The organism is Mycolicibacterium smegmatis, from assembly GCF_001457595.1.
GTDB classification, from domain to species: Bacteria; Actinomycetota; Actinomycetes; order Mycobacteriales; family Mycobacteriaceae; genus Mycobacterium; species Mycobacterium smegmatis.
Map to the genome: position 1 here is coordinate 6135551 of NZ_LN831039.1, position 15223 is coordinate 6150773.

A 15223-nucleotide genomic window follows, 5' to 3' on the forward strand; every position below is an offset into this window, starting at 1 on the left:
GCGGCACCGATGCTCACCGCGGAGCCGCCTGTCCGGGTACCACCGTGATCTGAGGAACCCCCGCGGTATCGCCGATCGTGGCGTCAACCCCGTAGACCTCCGCGAGCAGCTCGACGGTCAGGACCTCACGCGGGGCACCGACGGCGACCACCTGCCCGCGATCGAGCACGCAGATGCGGTCGCAATAGGCGGCGGCGAGATTGAGGTCGTGCAGCGCCGCGATGACCGTCGATCCGGTGGCACGCAGAAGGCGCAGCGTGTCGTGTTGATGACGCAGATCCAGATGATTCGTCGGCTCGTCCAACACGATGACATCGGTGTGTTGTGCCAGTGACCGCGCGATCAGCACACGTTGCTTCTGCCCACCCGAGAGCCTGCCGAACGGCGCGTGAGCCAGATCGGCGATGTCGAGCGCCGCCAGTGCCGAGGCGATGATCTCGCGGTCGGTGGCGTTGTCGGATTCGAACGAGCGTTTGTACGGCGTGCGGCCCATGGCCACGATGTCGTACACGGTGAGCTCGAAATCCGTCGTCATCTCCTGAAGTACCGCCGCGACCCGCTGTGCGGCCCGCTTACGTGGCAGCTTCCACAGATCGGCACCGTCGATCAGCACATTGCCTGCCGTGGGGCGTTGCGCGCGGTAGATGGTGCGCAGAAGAGTCGTCTTCCCGGCCCCGTTCGGGCCGACGACCGCGACCATCTCACCCGGCGCGACACGCAGCGAGACACCGTCGACGACGGGTCGGTTGCGGCGCGTCGTCGACATCACCACCGAGATCCGGTGCAGCCGCACCTCCGCCGTCATGCCGGTGCCCTCCGTCGCATCAACCACAGGAAGAACGGTCCGCCCACGAGCGCGGTGAGCACACCCACAGGCAGTTCCTCGGGAGCGCCGACGGTTCTGGCCGCGATGTCGCACACCACCAGGAACGCCGCACCCAGCAACGCCACCGCGGGCAGCGCGCGCCGGTGATCCGCGCCGACAAGGAATCTCACCGCGTGCGGCATGATCAGGCCGACGAAGCCGATCGACCCGCTGACCGCGACCATCGCACCGACCATGAGGGCCACCACCACGAACATCGCCGCGCGGAAACGATGGACATCCAGTCCGAGCGAGGCCGCGGCCTCCTCCCCGGTGTAGAGCAGGTTCAGCGGCCTGGTCACCGCGAGCAGGACCACGACGCCGATCAACACCACCACGGCCGGAATCCACACCGCGCGCCAGGTCGCGCCGCCGAGACCGCCCAGCATCCACCGCAACGCGGCCTGTGCCTTGTGCGGGTCGTCGGAGGTGACGATCAGCAGGCTCGCCACCGCGGAGAGCACCTCGGCGACCGCGACGCCGGCCAGGATTAGCCGCACCGTGGTCATCCGTCCGCCGGAACGCGCAAGGAAGTACACCGCGACCAGTGCCGCGAGCGCACCGACGAACGCGGCAACCGGCAGCGTGACCAGTTGCCGCACACCGGCCCCCGCGACCAGTACGGCGACCGCCCCGACCGTCGCGCCCGAGGACACGCCGAGCAGCATCGGATCGGCGAGCGGATTGCGCACGACGGCCTGCAGAACCATCCCGCACGCAGCCAATCCGGCGCCCACGACCGCCGCGAGCACCACCCGCGGCAGGCGTGCGTCCAGCACGATCGAGGTGCGTACCGCGGGCCAGGTCTGCTCGGCCAGTGCCGGATGGATGCCGTTCAACACGATCTGCCACACCTGCCGCGGCGCGATCGGCACCGATCCGATCGCCACACCCGCGGTCATCACGAGCAGCAGGAGCACCACCAACGCGCCCACCACCAGGGCGTAGGGCAGCCGCGACCGGACCGTCACCTAGAACCGGTCCGGATGTAGTTGCCGCGCCAGCGAATCCACCGCCTTGGCCACCCGCACACCCACCACGACCGACGACAGCGGCAGCACCGCGAAACGCCGGTGCACGATCGCCGGCACGTGGGCCAGCATGGGATGGGCGGTCAGGAACGCCTTCTTCTGTTCCGCCGACTCGTCGCCGTAGTCGTAGATCAGGATCACGTCCGGTGCTCGGTCGGCGAACTGCTCGAACGACACGTCGGCCCACACCTTCTGCACGTCGTCGAAGAGATTCACCGCGCCGGCGGCCTCGATCATCTGATTGCCGATGCCTTTGCCGCCGGAGGTGAACACCGACGCCTCCCCGCTGTCGTAGACCGCGACGCGGACCGGCTCGACGCCGTTCACGGACTCTGCGGTTTCCGCGAGATCGCGATGCAGCAGGTCGAGCAGGTGTCGCGCGCGCTCCTCGACCCCGAAGATCTCTCCGATGGTGCGGATCTCCTCGTCCACGGTCGCCATCGTCGCGGGTTCTGCGCTGCAGTCCTCGATGTTGAGGTGTGTGTTGATGCCGGCGTCGGACAGGCGTTGTCGCGCGCGACCTTCCTTGTCGTCGAACGCGCTGTCCCAGCCGCCGTAGACGAAGTCCGGTTCGACCGTCAGCAGCGCCTCGTACGACGGGTACTCGTCGGCAAGGACCGGTATGCGATCGTAGGCGCCCTGATACTCGGGCAGGATCGCGTCATCGAGGAATGAGGTGCCCACCATGGAATCCTCGAGCCCCAATGCGAGCAGTACCTCGATCGCATGCTGGTTGAGTGCGACGGCGCGGGTGGGTGGCCGCTCATAGGTGGTGGTGACGCCGCAGTTGTCCACCGTGATCGGGAATCCGGGTGCGGCAGCCTGACCGGCGTCGGACGCTGAGGTACTGGTACATCCCGACGCCACCAGCGCGATCGCCGAAACCACCGACCAGCATGCGATCGAGCGCCGCGCCGCCATGTTCTCTCCATTCCTCTCCGGGGAGATCCGCCCCAGACCCTGCGAGGTGGTGACTGCGGTGAGTGTCTGACTCTCGACGCCCCGCGGGCATCGATCACAGTGGCGGGACCGTGCCGGATTCGCACCGGCTTCCTCGATCCGCAGTCGCCTTCGGCACCGATGGTGTCATACCGCACGCCTCAGCGCGGACCCGCCATCGGCAACAACGCCATCTCGCGGGCGTTCTTGATCGCGGTCGCGACCTGCCGTTGCTGCTGCGGCGTCAAGCCGGTGACGTGGCGCGAGCGGATCTTGCCGCGCTCGCTGAGGAAGGTGCGCAGCACCGCGACATCCTTGTAGTCGATGGTGGTGACGCCGAGCGCCTCTAGCTGATTGCGCCGCGGTTTCTTGAGTTCAGTTGCGGCCGTGCGCTTTCTGGACTTCTTGACTGCCATCACCAACTCGCCTTCCGCACACCGGGCAACTCGCCGCGATGCGCCATCTCGCGCACCCGCACACGGGACAACCCGAACTTGCGCAGATGCCCGCGTGGTCGGCCGTCGACGACATCGCGGTTGCGCAACCGCACGGGACTGGAGTCGCGCGGCAGCCGTTGCAATGCGCTGACCGCGGCCGCGCGCCGCTCTGGCGAGCTGGCCGGATCACGGATGGTCCTCTTGAGTTCGGCGCGCCGTTCGGCGTAGCGCTGCACCAGTTCTCGCCGCTGCTCGTTCTTGACAATCTTCGACTTCTTCGCCATCAGCGTTCCTCGCGGAACTCGACGTGGCGGCGCAGGACCGGATCGTATTTCCTGAGCACGATGCGGTCCGGGTCGTTGCGGCGATTCTTGCGGGTGACGTACGTGTATCCGGTTCCCGCAGTGGACCGCAGCTTCACGATGGGCCGGATCTCGTTGCGAGCCATCAGACCTTCTCCCCCCGTGCACGCATTCGGGCGACGACGGCCTCGATGCCGTCACGGTCGATCACCTTGATGCCTTTTGCGCTGACCCGCAGCCGGATTCGTCGTCCCTCCGACGGCAGGTAATAGGTCTTGTTCTGGATATTGGGGTCCCAGCGTCTCGGGGTGCGTCGGTGCGAATGCGACACCGAGTTCCCGAATCCGGGGCCGCGCCCGGTCACCTGGCAGTGGGCCGACATTGACTCTCCTTCGTCGTGCGGTACCGTCGTACGATAATGACAATCGTTTTCAATAAGCAAACCGGGAGGTCCCATGCGTACGCCGGTAGTGCTGGTCGCCGGACAGGATGACGCCCGCGGAACCGGTCGGGCCGTCGTCGAGGAACTGCTCAAGGCACCTGGCACCCTGCTCGTCAGCCACACCTTCGACGGCCATGTCGTCGTCCGCACCGTGAGCAGCTCGGTCGACAGCTCTCAGTGGGTACTTGAGCTGGTGCACGGATGCGTCTCGTGCACCGTGCGTGACGATCTGCTGATCCTGCTTCGCCGTCTGCACCGGCGCGCCGACGTGACCCGCATCGTCGTGCAGATGATGCCCTGGCTCGAGCCCGAACCCGTGCGCTGGGCCATCGACAACGTGCACGTACGGGTCGGCCCGGGGTACATCGACGGGCCCGCGGCCCGCGACGTGGAGGTGGCAGCCGTGGTGACATGCGTGGACACCGCGGCGTGGCTGGAGCAGGCGCTCGGCGAGGACGAACTCGCCGACGGCCGCACGGCCGCCCAGGTGGTGGTCGGGCAGGCCGAGGTCGCCGACGTCCTCGTGCTCGGCGAACCGGAGGCAACGACACTGGCGGTGCTGCGCCGGCTTGCGCCCCGCGCACGGATCACGGTCGGGCCGGACCGCCTCGAGCTGGCCCTGGCCCACCTCGAACCGGACACCCCACGCGGACGCGCGCTCTCGCCCCGCGATTCCCTGCTGGCCGGACAACCGCCGCTGACGGCCGACGGCGAAGTACGCATCGTCGAGTTCACCGCACGGCGTCCGTTCCACCCGGTGCGGCTACATGCGGCCATCGACCTGCTGCTCGACGGCGTGGTGCGCACCCGCGGCCGCGCCTGGCTGGCCAACCGGGACGCCGAGGTCATGTGGATCGAATCAGCCGGTGGCGGACTGCGTGTCAGCACCGCTGGAAAATGGCTGGCCGCAATGAATTCCAGCGAGCTTGCCTACACGGATCCGCAGTGGCGCGCGCTGGCGGCTATCGACTGGGACCCGAGTTTCGGCGACCGGCACGTCTCGCTCGTCATGCTGGTCTGCGGCGCCCGCACCGACGACATCCTCGACGCACTGCGTGGCGCCCTGCTCACCGACGCCGAGTTCGCCCGACGACAGGAGTGGCGTCACTACCCCGACCCGTTCGGCGACTGGCACCAGGAACCGTGCGACGCCGACCAGGCTGCCCACGCCGCGCAATTCTCAGACGCTCGTCACCACCCCGACCCCCAGACAGGAGAGCAATCGTGAAACCCGGCATCCACCCCGACTACCACCCGGTGGTGTTCCAGGACGCCGCAACGGGCGCGCAGTTCCTGACGCGCTCGACGGCCACCAGCACCCGCACCATCGAATGGCCCACCCCCAGCGGGCCGAAGACCTACCCGCTGATCGTGGTCGACGTCACCAGCGATTCGCATCCGTTCTGGACCGGATCGGCACGGCACATCGACTCCGCGGGTCAGGTGGAGAAGTTCCGGCGTCGCTACGGATGACGGTCCACCTTAGGGTGGGGCCATGCGGCTCAAACCCGGCAGGCCAGATCTGGCCGACCACGCGCGGTTCTGCGACGCGCCCACGGCCACACCGGATTCCCCGGTCACCGTCACGTGGGCCGGTGTCACCACGCTTTTGGTCGACGACGGTGCGTCGGCGCTGCTGACCGACGGGTTCTTCAGCCGCCCCGGCCTGCTCACCGTTGGCCTGCGCCCGCTCGCGCCGAACGTGCCGCGGATCGACGGCTGCCTGGCCCGGTTGGGTGTGGACCGGCTCGCCGCGGTGCTGCCCGTGCACACCCACTTCGATCACGCCATGGACTCCGCCGTCGTCGCCGAACGCACCGGAGCGGCGCTGGTCGGTGGATCCTCGGCGGCGCAGATCGGCATCGGCGGCGGTCTGCCCGACGACCGGATCGTCACCGTCACCCCGGGTGAACCTGTAGCCATGGAGGCCTACGACGTCACGCTGTTCGTCTCCGAGCACTGCCCGCCGGACCGGTTCCCCGGCGTCATCACCGAGCCCGTGGTGCCCCCGGCCAAGGCGTCGGCGTACAAGTGCGGTGAGGCGTGGTCGACGCTCGTGCACCACCGCCCGAGCGACCGTCGCGTGCTGATCGTCGGCAGCGCGGGCGCGGTTCCCGGCGCGCTGGCCGGGCAGCGCGCCGACGTCGTGTACCTGGGAGTCGGGCAGCTGGGACGGCAGCCCGAGCGCTACCTCACCGAACTACTGGACGCAGACCGTGCGCACCGTCGGCGCGCGCCGCGTGGTGCTGATCCACTGGGACGATTTCTTCCGGCCCCTGCACCGCCCGCTGCGTGCGCTGCCGTATGTGGCCGACGATCTCGACGCCACCATGCGCGTGCTCACCACGCTGGCCGCACACGACGGCGTCGCGCTGCACCTGCCGACGCTGTGGCAGCGCAGCGACCCCTGGATCGAGACCGGGAGCGGGCCCTGGCGCTGACGCTGGCGCTCATCGCGCTGATCGTCGTGCTGACCTTTGCGATGGTGCGCCCCAACGGATGGCCCGAGGCCGTGGCCGCCGTGCCCGCAGCGGTCCTGCTCATCGCCCTCGGGGCGATCTCGGTGCACGACGCGGTGGACGAGGCAGGCCGCCTGCTACCGGTGGTCGGGTTCCTCGCGGCCGTCCTCGTGCTCGCGCACCTGTGCGACGACGAGGGCCTGTTCCACGCGGCGGGCACGCTGATGGCCCGGGCGAGCCGCGGGCACCCGCGCAAGCTGCTGCTGCGGGTCTTCGTCATCGGCGCGACCACGACCGCGGTGCTGAGCCTGGATGCGACCGTGGTGCTGCTGACGCCGGTGGTGCTCGCGACCGCACGCACGCTCGCGATCGCACCCCGCCCGCACGCGTATGCCTCGGCACATCTGGCCAACTCCGCGTCGCTGCTGTTCCCGGTGTCGAATCTGACCAACCTGCTGGCGTTCACGGTCGCCGGGCTGAGCTTCGTGGAGTTCAGCGCGTACATGGCGATACCGTGGCTGGCCGCCGTGGCGGTCGAATTCGCGCTGCTGAGTTGGCTTTTCAGCGCCGAGCTGCGGCCGCGGCCGGTGCCGGAGACCGCGCCGCCACCACCGGAGGTGCCGGTGTTCGTCCTCGTGGTGCTCGGCCTGACCCTCGCGGGTTTCGCGGTGACCTCGCTGCTGGACCTCGCACCCGCGTGGGCCGCCCTGGCCGGTGCCGTGGTGCTCGGGATACGCAGTTTCGCGCAACGCCGCAGCACGGTGCGCGGCATCGTGCGCGCGGTCAACGTGCCGTTCCTGGCGTTCGTGCTGTGCCTGGGCGTCGTGGTGGATGCCGTGGTGCTCAACGGGCCCGAGGCGGTCATGCGCGATGTGCTGCCCGACGGCGACTCGCTGCCCGCGCTGCTGGGCTACGCCGCGATCGCGGCCGTGCTGGCCAATCTGGTGAACAACCTGCCCGCCGTGCTGATGCTGTTGCCGTTGGTGGCCGCGGCGGGCCCCGGCGCGGTGCTGGCCGTGCTGATCGGTGTGAACGTGGGCCCGAACCTGACCTATGTGGGTTCGCTGTCGAACCTGTTGTGGCGCCATGTCGTCCACCGGCAAGGTCTGGCGGCCAAGGCAGGCGAGTTCAGCCGCGTGGGTGTGGTCACCACACCGCTGACGTTGGTCGCCGCGGTCCTCGGGTTGTGGGCGGGCCTGGAGCTGTTCGGCTGAGCCGTGTCAGCTGCGGCGCTGACGCGCGATCTCGGCGAGCACCACACCGGCGGCCACCGACGCGTTGAGCGACTCGGTGGGCCCGGCCATCGGGATCGACACGATCGCGTCGCAGTGCTCACGCACGAGCCGCGACAGGCCCTTGCCCTCGGAGCCGACGACGACGACCGTGGGGCCCGTCGCGTCGAGTTCGTCGAGGGTCGTGTCACCGCCGGCGTCGAGGCCGACGATCTGCAGGCCCGCGTCGGCAAAGCTCTTCAGCGTCCGGTTGAGGTTCGTCGCGCGCGCCACCGGAACACGTGCCGCGGCACCGGCGCTCGTGCGCCAGGCCACCGCGGTGACCGATGCCGACCGGCGCTGCGGGATCACCACGCCGTGGCCGGCGAACGCGGCCACCGATCGCACGATCGCCCCCAGGTTGCGCGGATCGGAGATGTTGTCGAGCGCCACCAGCAGCGCGGGTGCGGCATCGGCTCTCGCCGTGGCCAGCAGGTCGTCGGGGTGCGCGTAGGCGTACGGCGGCACCTGCAGTCCCAGGCCCTGGTGCAGCCCGTGGTTGCTCATGCGGTCCAGATCGGTGCGGGGCACCTCGAGGATCGAGATGCCGCGGTCCGCGGCCATCTGGACGGACTCGGTCACGCGCTCGTCGGCGTCGGTGCCCAGCGCGACGTACAGCGCGGTCGCGGGCACCTTGGCGCGCAGGCATTCGAGCACCGGATTGCGGCCGAGCACCAGTTCGGTCTCGTCGGTCTTGCGGCCGGCGCGCTGCTGCTGCGCCTTGGCCGCGGCCCTGGCCTTCTTGGCTGCCGGATGGTTGGGGCGCATGTGGGCCGGCGGCGTCGCGCCACGGCCCTCCAGGCCGCGCCTGCGCACACCGCCAGAACCCACGGTCGGGCCCTTCTTGGTCCCGGGCTTGCGAACTGCGCCGCGCCGCTGTGAATTTCCGGCCATTACTTGTCCCGCTCTATCAGGGCCCATTGCGGGCCGTCGGCGGTGTCGGTGACCTCGATACCGGCTTCCTTGAGCCTATCGCGGATCGCGTCGGCGGCCGCCCAGTCGCGACGCTCACGGGCCTCGGCGCGGCTGGCCAGCGCCCACTGCACCAGCACGTCGACGGCCTTGAGCGCGGCCGACGTCGCATCACGCGACTCCCAGCGCTCGTTGAGCGGGTCGCAGCCGAGGATGTCCATCATGGCGCGGATCGACGACGCCTGCTGCATCGCGGTCTGGTGGTCGCCCGAGTCCAGCGCCCGGTTGCCCTCGGCGCGCGCGGCGTGGATCTCGGCCAGCGCGATGGGCACCGACAGATCGTCGTTGAGCGCCGCGGCGAACTTCGGCGTCCATTCCCCGATCGGCACCGAGCCGACGCGACTGCACACACGGTGCAGGAAGTCCTCGATGCCCGTGTAAGCCTTGACCGCGTCCTGCAGCGCGGTCTCGGAGAACTCCAGCATCGACCGGTAGTGCGCACTGCCCAGGTAGTAGCGCAGCTCGGCAGCCCGGACCCGTTGCAGCACAGCGGGAATCGAGAGCACGTTGCCCAGCGACTTGCTCATCTTCTCGCCGCCCATGGTGACCCAGCCGTTGTGCAGCCAGTACCGGGCGAAGCCGTCGCCTGCGCCGTGCGCCTGCGCGATCTCGTTCTCGTGGTGCGGGAACACCAGATCCATGCCGCCTGCGTGGATGTCGAATTCGGGGCCCAGGTAGGCCTCGCACATCGCGACACACTCGGTGTGCCAGCCGGGACGGCCGCGGCCCCACGGCGTGGGCCAGGACGGCTCGCCGGGCTTGGCGCCCTTCCACAGCGTGAAGTCGCGCTGATCGCGTTTGCCGGTCGCGACGCCCTCGCCCTGGTGCACATCGTCGATGCGGTGCCCCGACAACTGCCCGTAGTCCGGCAGGCTCAGCACGTCGAAGTACACGTCGCCGCCCGCGGCGTAGGCGTGGCCCTTGTCGATGAGGCGCTCGATGAGCTCGACCATCTGCGTGATGTGCCCAGTGGCCCTCGGCTCGGCAGACGGCGGCAGCACGCCCAGCGCGTCGTAGGCGGCCGAGAAGGCACGCTCGAAGGTGGCGGCCCACTCCCACCACGGACGCCCGGCGTCAGCGGCCTTGTTGAGGATCTTGTCGTCGATGTCGGTGACATTGCGGATGAACGCGACGTCGTAGCCGTTGGCGGTCAGCCAGCGGCGCAACACGTCGAACGCAACCCCACTCCGGACATGTCCGATGTGCGGAAGACCTTGTACGGTCGCCCCGCACAGGTAGATCGAAGCGTGCCCAGGCCGCAACGGCACGAAATCACGTACGGCACCCGCCATGGTGTCGTAGAGCCTCAAGCCGAGCTCAGGGCCCGACCCGACAGCTTGAGCGCGATCGGTCACGACGTGCCAGCTTACCGGCCCTTTGAGGGCTACTTTGCATCACCGACCGGTTCGGCGGCCACGAGGGCCGTGGCGATGGCTGCCAGACCCTCGCCGCGGCCGGTCAGCCCGAGGCCGTCGGTGGTGGTGGCCGACACCGACACCGGGGCTCCCACCAGCCCGGAGAGCACCTGTTGTGCCTCTTCGCGCCGGGGCCCCACCTTCGGCCGATTGCCGATGACCTGCACCGTTGCGTTGCCGACGACGAAGCCCGCGTTCTCGACGAGCGCGCGCACGTGACGAATCATGTCGGCGCCGCTGGCACCGCGCCACTGCGGGCGGTCGGTGCCGAAGATCGTGCCGAGATCACCCAACCCGGCAGCGCTGAGTAGCGCGTCACACAGCGCGTGGGCCGCGACATCGCCGTCGGAGTGGCCTGCGCAGCCGTCGGCGTCGTCGAATTCCAGGCACAGCAGACGACACGGGCGGCCTGCCTCGATCGGGTGGACGTCGGTGCCGAGCCCGACGCGAGGCAGCATCATGCGCCGCGCGCCAGGACGGCCTCGGCGAGCACGAGATCCAGCGGTGTGGTGATCTTGAATGCCAGCGGGTCGCCGTCGACGATCTGCACGGGCGTCCCGAGTTGTTCGACCAATGACGCGTCGTCGGTCACGCCGCCGGCCGTGGCGCGCGCGTAGGCGCGCCGCAGCACGTCGGCATGGAAACCCTGAGGCGTCTGGACAGCGCGCAGACCGGCCCGCTCGGGCGTTCCGAGCACCGCGCCGTTGGCGTCGACCGCCTTTATGGTGTCGGCCGGCGCGAGTCCGGGTACGACGGCACTGTGCCCTTCTTTCAGCGCAGCCACCACCCGGGCGATCAACGCGGGCGGGGTCAGTGCGCGTGCGGCGTCGTGCACCAGGACGAACTCGGCGTCACCGGCCGCTTCGAGAGCGAGCGCAACCGACCCTGTGCGATCGACCCCACCGGAGACGATCACGGAGTCTTCACCGCCGAACACCAGTTTCGACTCGTCGGTGAGCGCGGGCGGTACCGCGATCACGATCCGGTCGATCACGCCGGAAGCGCGAAGCCCCGACAGAGCGTGCTCAAGAAGGGGTGCTCCCCCCAGTGTCACGAATGCTTTCGGCCGTCCCGCGCGCAGCCGCTCACCAGAGCCGGCGGCCGGGACGACGGCAACCGTCGCCACCGTTTACGTCCCGAACAGATCAGGACGCGGCGGCCAAAACCTCGTCGAGGATGGTCTCGGCCTTGGCGTCATCGGTGTTCTCGGCCAGCGCGAGCTCGCCCACCAGGATCTGCCGGGCCTTGGCCAGCATGCGCTTCTCGCCTGCGGACAGGCCGCGCTCCTGATCCCGACGCCACAGGTCGCGGACGACCTCGGCGACCTTGTTCACGTCACCGGAGGCCAGCTTCTCCAGGTTGGCCTTGTAACGACGCGACCAGTTCGTCGGCTCCTCGGTGTGCGGCGCGCGCAGCACCTGGAACACCTTGTCCAAACCTTCTTGACCCACAACATCGCGGACGCCGACATACTCGGCGTTCTCCGCGGGTACTCGAACGGTCAGATCCCCTTGGGCGACCTTGAGGACGAGATATTCTTTCTGCTCGCCTTTGATGGTCCGGGTTTCGATCGCCTCGATCAACGCAGCACCGTGGTGTGGATAGACGACGGTGTCTCCGACCTTAAAAATCATCTGATTCGAGCCCCTTTCGCTACTCCATCCTAACACGGACCCAGATCACACGTGCACCAACGGTGCAGGTCAGGGGCCATGCAGGTTAATGGCAGGGGTTGACACGATGACGAATTCGTGCAACTGCCGCGAGATCGACGGGGCCGAAAGGGATCCCGGCGCAAACTCCCGCGCGCCTCACGAGGGGCCTGAAGGGACGCTTGGCAAGCCCTCACATTCCCCTGATGATCGCCACCTACTACTCTGCATAGTCGAAGAACGGCGAACCTGTTCAGGAGGCTTGAGTGAACCGCTTCTCATCCCGCGCCGGTCTGGCCGTCTGCGGCCTGGCCACGGCTGTGGCACTCACCGCGTGCAGTGCCGGGCAGATCTCCCAGACCACCACGCAGGAGCCCGCCGTCAACGGCGTCAACGCTCAGGCAGGACAGGTTTCGCTGCGCAACGTGCACCTGCGGGCGCCGCAGCAGACCGACTACGTGGAGCCCGGCACCACGGTCGAGTTGCTGTTCGTGGCCGCCAACGATTCGACCGAGGGCAGCAACAAGCTGAAGTCCATCACCTCGGACGTCGGCGAGGTCACGCTGACCGGTGATTCCACGGTGCCCGCCGACGGCGTGCTGATCGTCGGAGAGCCCGACGGGCAGATCCAGGCCGTCGAGAACGCCGAGGCCGCCGACGCCGTCACGGCCGAGGTGGAGCTGACCAAGCCGATCACCAACGGCCTGCTCTACGACTTCACCTTCACGTTCGAGGACGGCGAGACCACGGTCGCCGTGCCGATCTCGGCCGGCGAACAGCCGCGCCGCCCGGTCCCGCCCGCGGGTCCCGGATCCAGCGAACACTAGGTCTTCACCGGCCTGTCGCAGGCCCGGCTGTCGGTGCCTGCCGATACTGTCACGGCGTGGCCGGTTCGAAAATACGTTCGCAGTACCGCTGTTCGGAGTGCCAGCACGTCGCGCCCAAATGGGTCGGCCGCTGCGCCAACTGTGGTACCTGGGGCACCGTCGACGAGGTCGCGGTGCTCGCCGGCAACAACAAGCTCAACGGTGCGGCACGGCGTTCGGTCGCCCCCACGTCACCGGCCGTGCCGATCACGTCCATCGATCCCGGCGTCACGCGCCACTACCCCACCGGCGTCAGCGAACTCGACCGCGTGCTCGGCGGTGGTCTGGTCGCGGGTTCGGTGACACTGCTCGCGGGTGATCCCGGGGTCGGCAAGTCCACGCTGCTGCTCGAGGTGGCCAACCGCTGGGCCCACAGCGGCAAACGCGCGCTCTACCTGTCCGGCGAGGAATCCGCCGGGCAGATCCGCCTGCGGGCCGAACGCACCGGATGCACGCACGATCAGGTGTACCTGGCCGCCGAATCCGATCTGCAGATCGCCCTCGGCCACATCGACGAGGTGAAGCCCAGCCTGGTGGTGGTCGACTCGGTCCAGACCATGTCCACCACCGAGGCCGACGGCGTGACCGGAGGCGTGACGCAGGTGCGCGCGGTCACCACCTCGCTCACCGCGTACGCCAAGGCCGCGGTCGGCGATCCGGCCGTCGCGATGATCCTCGTCGGCCACGTCACCAAGGACGGCGCCATCGCGGGCCCGCGGTCACTCGAGCATCTCGTCGACGTGGTGCTGCACTTCGAAGGCGACCGGGCATCGTCGCTGCGCATGGTGCGCGGCGTGAAGAACCGGTTCGGCGCCGCCGACGAGGTCGGCTGTTTTCAATTGCACGACAACGGGATCGAGTGCGTCAGCGATCCTTCGGGACTGTTCCTCGACCAGCGTCCGCTCGCGGTGCCCGGTACCGCGGTGACCGTGACCCTCGACGGCAAGCGCCCCATGATCGGCGAGGTCCAGGCCCTGGTCTCCCCGCCTGCGGGTCCGCCGCGGCGCGCGGTCAGCGGTATCGACTCGGCCCGTGCCGCGATGATCGGCGCGGTGTTGCAGACGCGCTGCCGCATGCCGATCAACAGCAACGATCTCTATCTGTCGACCGTGGGTGGTATGCGGCTCACCGATCCGTCGGCAGACCTCGCGGTGGCGCTCGCGATCGCATCGGCGTACTTCGACATCGCGATGCCCATGAAGGCCATCGCGATCGGCGAAGTGGGCCTGGCAGGTGACCTGCGCCGCGTCACCGGCATGGACCGCAGGCTGTCGGAGGCCGCCCGGTTGGGGTTCACGACAGCCGTCGTCCCGCCGGGTGTCACGTCGGCACCGGCGGGTCTGAAGGTCGTCGCCGCGGATAACATCCGGGCCGCGGTTCAGACGATGCGGGAGATCGCGATTGCGGGTGCCCAATAGGATCGGGACAATACCGGCCGATCCTAGGAGGGCTGATGGCCGTGAAGTCCGGCGCGAGATCCGGACGCAACGTCGTGCACCTGGCCCGGCCGACGTTGCGCGAGACGCTGGGCCGCCTTGCCCCCGGCACACCGTTGCGCGACGGGCTTGAGCGCATCCTGCGTGGCCGCACCGGTGCGCTGATCGTGCTCGGATACGACGACAGTGTCGAGGCCATCTGCGACGGCGGTTTCGTCCTCGACGTGCGCTATGCGCCGACGCGGCTGCGTGAGCTTTCGAAGATGGACGGCGCAGTGGTGCTCTCCAGCGACGGCAGCCGCATCCTGCGGGCCAACGTGCAGCTGGTCCCCGACCCGTCCATCCCGACCGACGAGTCCGGAACCCGGCACCGCTCGGCCGAGCGCACCGCGATCCAGACCGGTTATCCCGTGATCTCGGTGAGCCACTCCATGAGCATCGTGACGGTCTACGTGGCAGGCGAGCGGCACGTGGTGCCCGATTCGGCGACGATCCTGTCCCGGGCCAACCAGACCATCGCGACGCTGGAACGCTACAAGGGCAGGCTCGACGAGGTCAGCAGGCAGCTCTCGACCGCCGAGATCGAGGACTTCGTGACGCTGCGCGACGTGATGACCGTCGTGCAGCGCCTGGAGATGGTGCGCCGCATCAGCCTGGAGATCGACGCCGACGTGGTGGAACTCGGCACCGACGGCCGCCAGCTCAAGCTGCAGCTCGACGAACTCGTCGGCGACAACGAGACCGCGCGCGAGCTGATCGTTCGCGACTACCACGCCAACCCGGATCCGCCGACGGCCGCGCAGGTCGCCGCGACGCTCGAGGAGCTCGACTCGCTCAGCGACAGCGAACTGCTGGACTTCACGGTGCTGGCACGCGTCTTCGGGTATCCGTCGACCGCCGAGGCCCAGGATTCGGCGATGAGCTCACGCGGTTACCGCGCGATGGCCGCGATCCCCCGGTTGCAGTTCGCCCACGTCGACCTGCTGGTGCGTTCGTTCGGCTCGCTGCAGAACCTGCTGGCCGCCAGCGCCGACGATCTGCAGTCCGTCGACGGCATCGGTTCGATGTGGGCACGCCACATCAGGGAAGGGCTCTCACTGCTGGCCGAGTCGACGATCGCCGACCGGCTGGCCTGA

Annotated in this window: 18 protein-coding genes, 1 pseudogene and 1 riboswitch; of the genes and pseudogenes, 7 read left to right on the forward strand and 12 right to left on the reverse strand. The window is 68.9% G+C overall.

The annotated features are described in order from the left end of the window. Positions 1-13: 13 nt before the first annotated feature. From AT701_RS29645 to rpmB, 7 genes are all read right to left on the reverse strand, one after another. A complete protein-coding gene (locus AT701_RS29645) occupies positions 14-832 on the reverse strand; it encodes an ABC transporter ATP-binding protein (RefSeq protein WP_235630844.1) in 819 nt (272 codons plus the stop codon). Beyond that, entirely contained in the window at positions 802-1836 is a 1035-nt protein-coding gene (locus tag AT701_RS29650; protein WP_003897464.1) for a FecCD family ABC transporter permease, read from the reverse strand. Before AT701_RS29650 ends, AT701_RS29645 begins: the two co-directional genes overlap by 31 nt. Next, positions 1837-2817 (reverse strand): ABC transporter substrate-binding protein, encoded by a 981-nt coding sequence (locus AT701_RS29655; RefSeq protein WP_011731011.1) that lies wholly within the window; start codon positions 2815-2817, stop codon positions 1837-1839. It abuts the gene before it with no gap. A 40-nt stretch (positions 2818-2857) separates the two neighbouring features. Then, positions 2858-2993: riboswitch (cobalamin riboswitch) on the reverse strand. A gap of 3 nt (positions 2994-2996) precedes the next feature. Continuing rightward, on the reverse strand, positions 2997-3254 hold the full coding sequence (gene rpsR, locus AT701_RS29660; protein WP_003897466.1) for a 30S ribosomal protein S18: 258 nt from the start codon (positions 3252-3254) through the stop codon (positions 2997-2999). Beyond that, a complete protein-coding gene (gene rpsN, locus AT701_RS29665; protein WP_003897467.1) occupies positions 3251-3556 on the reverse strand; it encodes a 30S ribosomal protein S14 in 306 nt (101 codons plus the stop codon). Before rpsN ends, rpsR begins: the two co-directional genes overlap by 4 nt. Then, entirely contained in the window at positions 3556-3720 is a 165-nt protein-coding gene (gene rpmG, locus AT701_RS29670; RefSeq protein WP_003889348.1) for a 50S ribosomal protein L33, read from the reverse strand. Before rpmG ends, rpsN begins: the two co-directional genes overlap by 1 nt. Continuing rightward, entirely contained in the window at positions 3720-3956 is a 237-nt protein-coding gene (rpmB, locus tag AT701_RS29675) for a 50S ribosomal protein L28 (protein ID WP_011731012.1), read from the reverse strand. The genes rpmG and rpmB overlap by 1 nt, the downstream gene beginning before the upstream one ends. 73 nt (positions 3957-4029) lie before the next feature. Here rpmB and mrf point away from each other — a divergent pair, with 73 nt between their 5' ends. From mrf to AT701_RS29695, 4 genes and pseudogenes are all read left to right on the forward strand, one after another. Further along, positions 4030-5244, forward strand: coding sequence for a ribosome hibernation factor-recruiting GTPase MRF (gene mrf, locus AT701_RS29680; RefSeq protein WP_014878548.1), 1215 nt, complete (start codon positions 4030-4032; stop codon positions 5242-5244). Continuing rightward, the gene (locus tag AT701_RS29685; RefSeq protein ID WP_003897470.1) at positions 5241-5489 is read left to right on the forward strand and encodes a type B 50S ribosomal protein L31; all 249 of its coding nucleotides are present in this window, start codon (positions 5241-5243) and stop codon (positions 5487-5489) included. Before mrf ends, AT701_RS29685 begins: the two co-directional genes overlap by 4 nt. Before the next feature lie 22 nt (positions 5490-5511). Beyond that, positions 5512-6457: pseudogene (locus AT701_RS29690) on the forward strand (MBL fold metallo-hydrolase). Then, on the forward strand, positions 6454-7689 hold the full coding sequence (locus tag AT701_RS29695; RefSeq protein WP_058127763.1) for an ArsB/NhaD family transporter: 1236 nt from the start codon (positions 6454-6456) through the stop codon (positions 7687-7689). The pseudogene AT701_RS29690 and the gene AT701_RS29695 overlap by 4 nt, the downstream one beginning before the upstream one ends. 6 nt (positions 7690-7695) lie before the next feature. Here the strand turns inward: AT701_RS29695 and rlmB are convergent, their stop codons facing one another. From rlmB to carD, 5 genes are read right to left on the reverse strand one after another with little or no spacing between them, the layout of a single operon-like run. Further along, the gene (gene rlmB / locus AT701_RS29700) at positions 7696-8640 is read right to left on the reverse strand and encodes a 23S rRNA (guanosine(2251)-2'-O)-methyltransferase RlmB (RefSeq protein WP_036453910.1); all 945 of its coding nucleotides are present in this window, start codon (positions 8638-8640) and stop codon (positions 7696-7698) included. Next, positions 8640-10073, reverse strand: a complete 1434-nt coding sequence (gene cysS / locus AT701_RS29705; RefSeq protein ID WP_011731017.1) for a cysteine--tRNA ligase — start codon at positions 10071-10073, stop codon at positions 8640-8642. Before cysS ends, rlmB begins: the two co-directional genes overlap by 1 nt. 29 nt (positions 10074-10102) lie before the next feature. Further along, positions 10103-10594 carry a 2-C-methyl-D-erythritol 2,4-cyclodiphosphate synthase gene (gene ispF / locus AT701_RS29710; RefSeq protein ID WP_058127121.1) on the reverse strand — a complete coding sequence of 164 codons (492 nt, stop codon included), beginning with the start codon at positions 10592-10594 and terminating at the stop codon, positions 10103-10105. Then, positions 10591-11259, reverse strand: coding sequence for a 2-C-methyl-D-erythritol 4-phosphate cytidylyltransferase (gene ispD, locus AT701_RS29715; RefSeq protein ID WP_058127122.1), 669 nt, complete (start codon positions 11257-11259; stop codon positions 10591-10593). The genes ispF and ispD overlap by 4 nt, the downstream gene beginning before the upstream one ends. A gap of 19 nt (positions 11260-11278) precedes the next feature. Beyond that, a complete protein-coding gene (gene carD, locus AT701_RS29720) occupies positions 11279-11767 on the reverse strand; it encodes an RNA polymerase-binding transcription factor CarD (RefSeq protein ID WP_003921720.1) in 489 nt (162 codons plus the stop codon). A 284-nt stretch (positions 11768-12051) separates the two neighbouring features. Here carD and AT701_RS29725 point away from each other — a divergent pair, with 284 nt between their 5' ends. From AT701_RS29725 to disA, 3 genes are read left to right on the forward strand one after another with little or no spacing between them, the layout of a single operon-like run. Next, a complete protein-coding gene (locus AT701_RS29725) occupies positions 12052-12612 on the forward strand; it encodes a copper chaperone PCu(A)C domain-containing protein (protein ID WP_011731021.1) in 561 nt (186 codons plus the stop codon). A 56-nt stretch (positions 12613-12668) separates the two neighbouring features. Next, positions 12669-14069 carry a DNA repair protein RadA gene (gene radA / locus AT701_RS29730; protein WP_011731022.1) on the forward strand — a complete coding sequence of 467 codons (1401 nt, stop codon included), beginning with the start codon at positions 12669-12671 and terminating at the stop codon, positions 14067-14069. Positions 14070-14104: 35 nt separating this feature from the next. Further along, the gene (disA, locus tag AT701_RS29735) at positions 14105-15223 is read left to right on the forward strand and encodes a DNA integrity scanning diadenylate cyclase DisA (protein ID WP_011731023.1); all 1119 of its coding nucleotides are present in this window, start codon (positions 14105-14107) and stop codon (positions 15221-15223) included.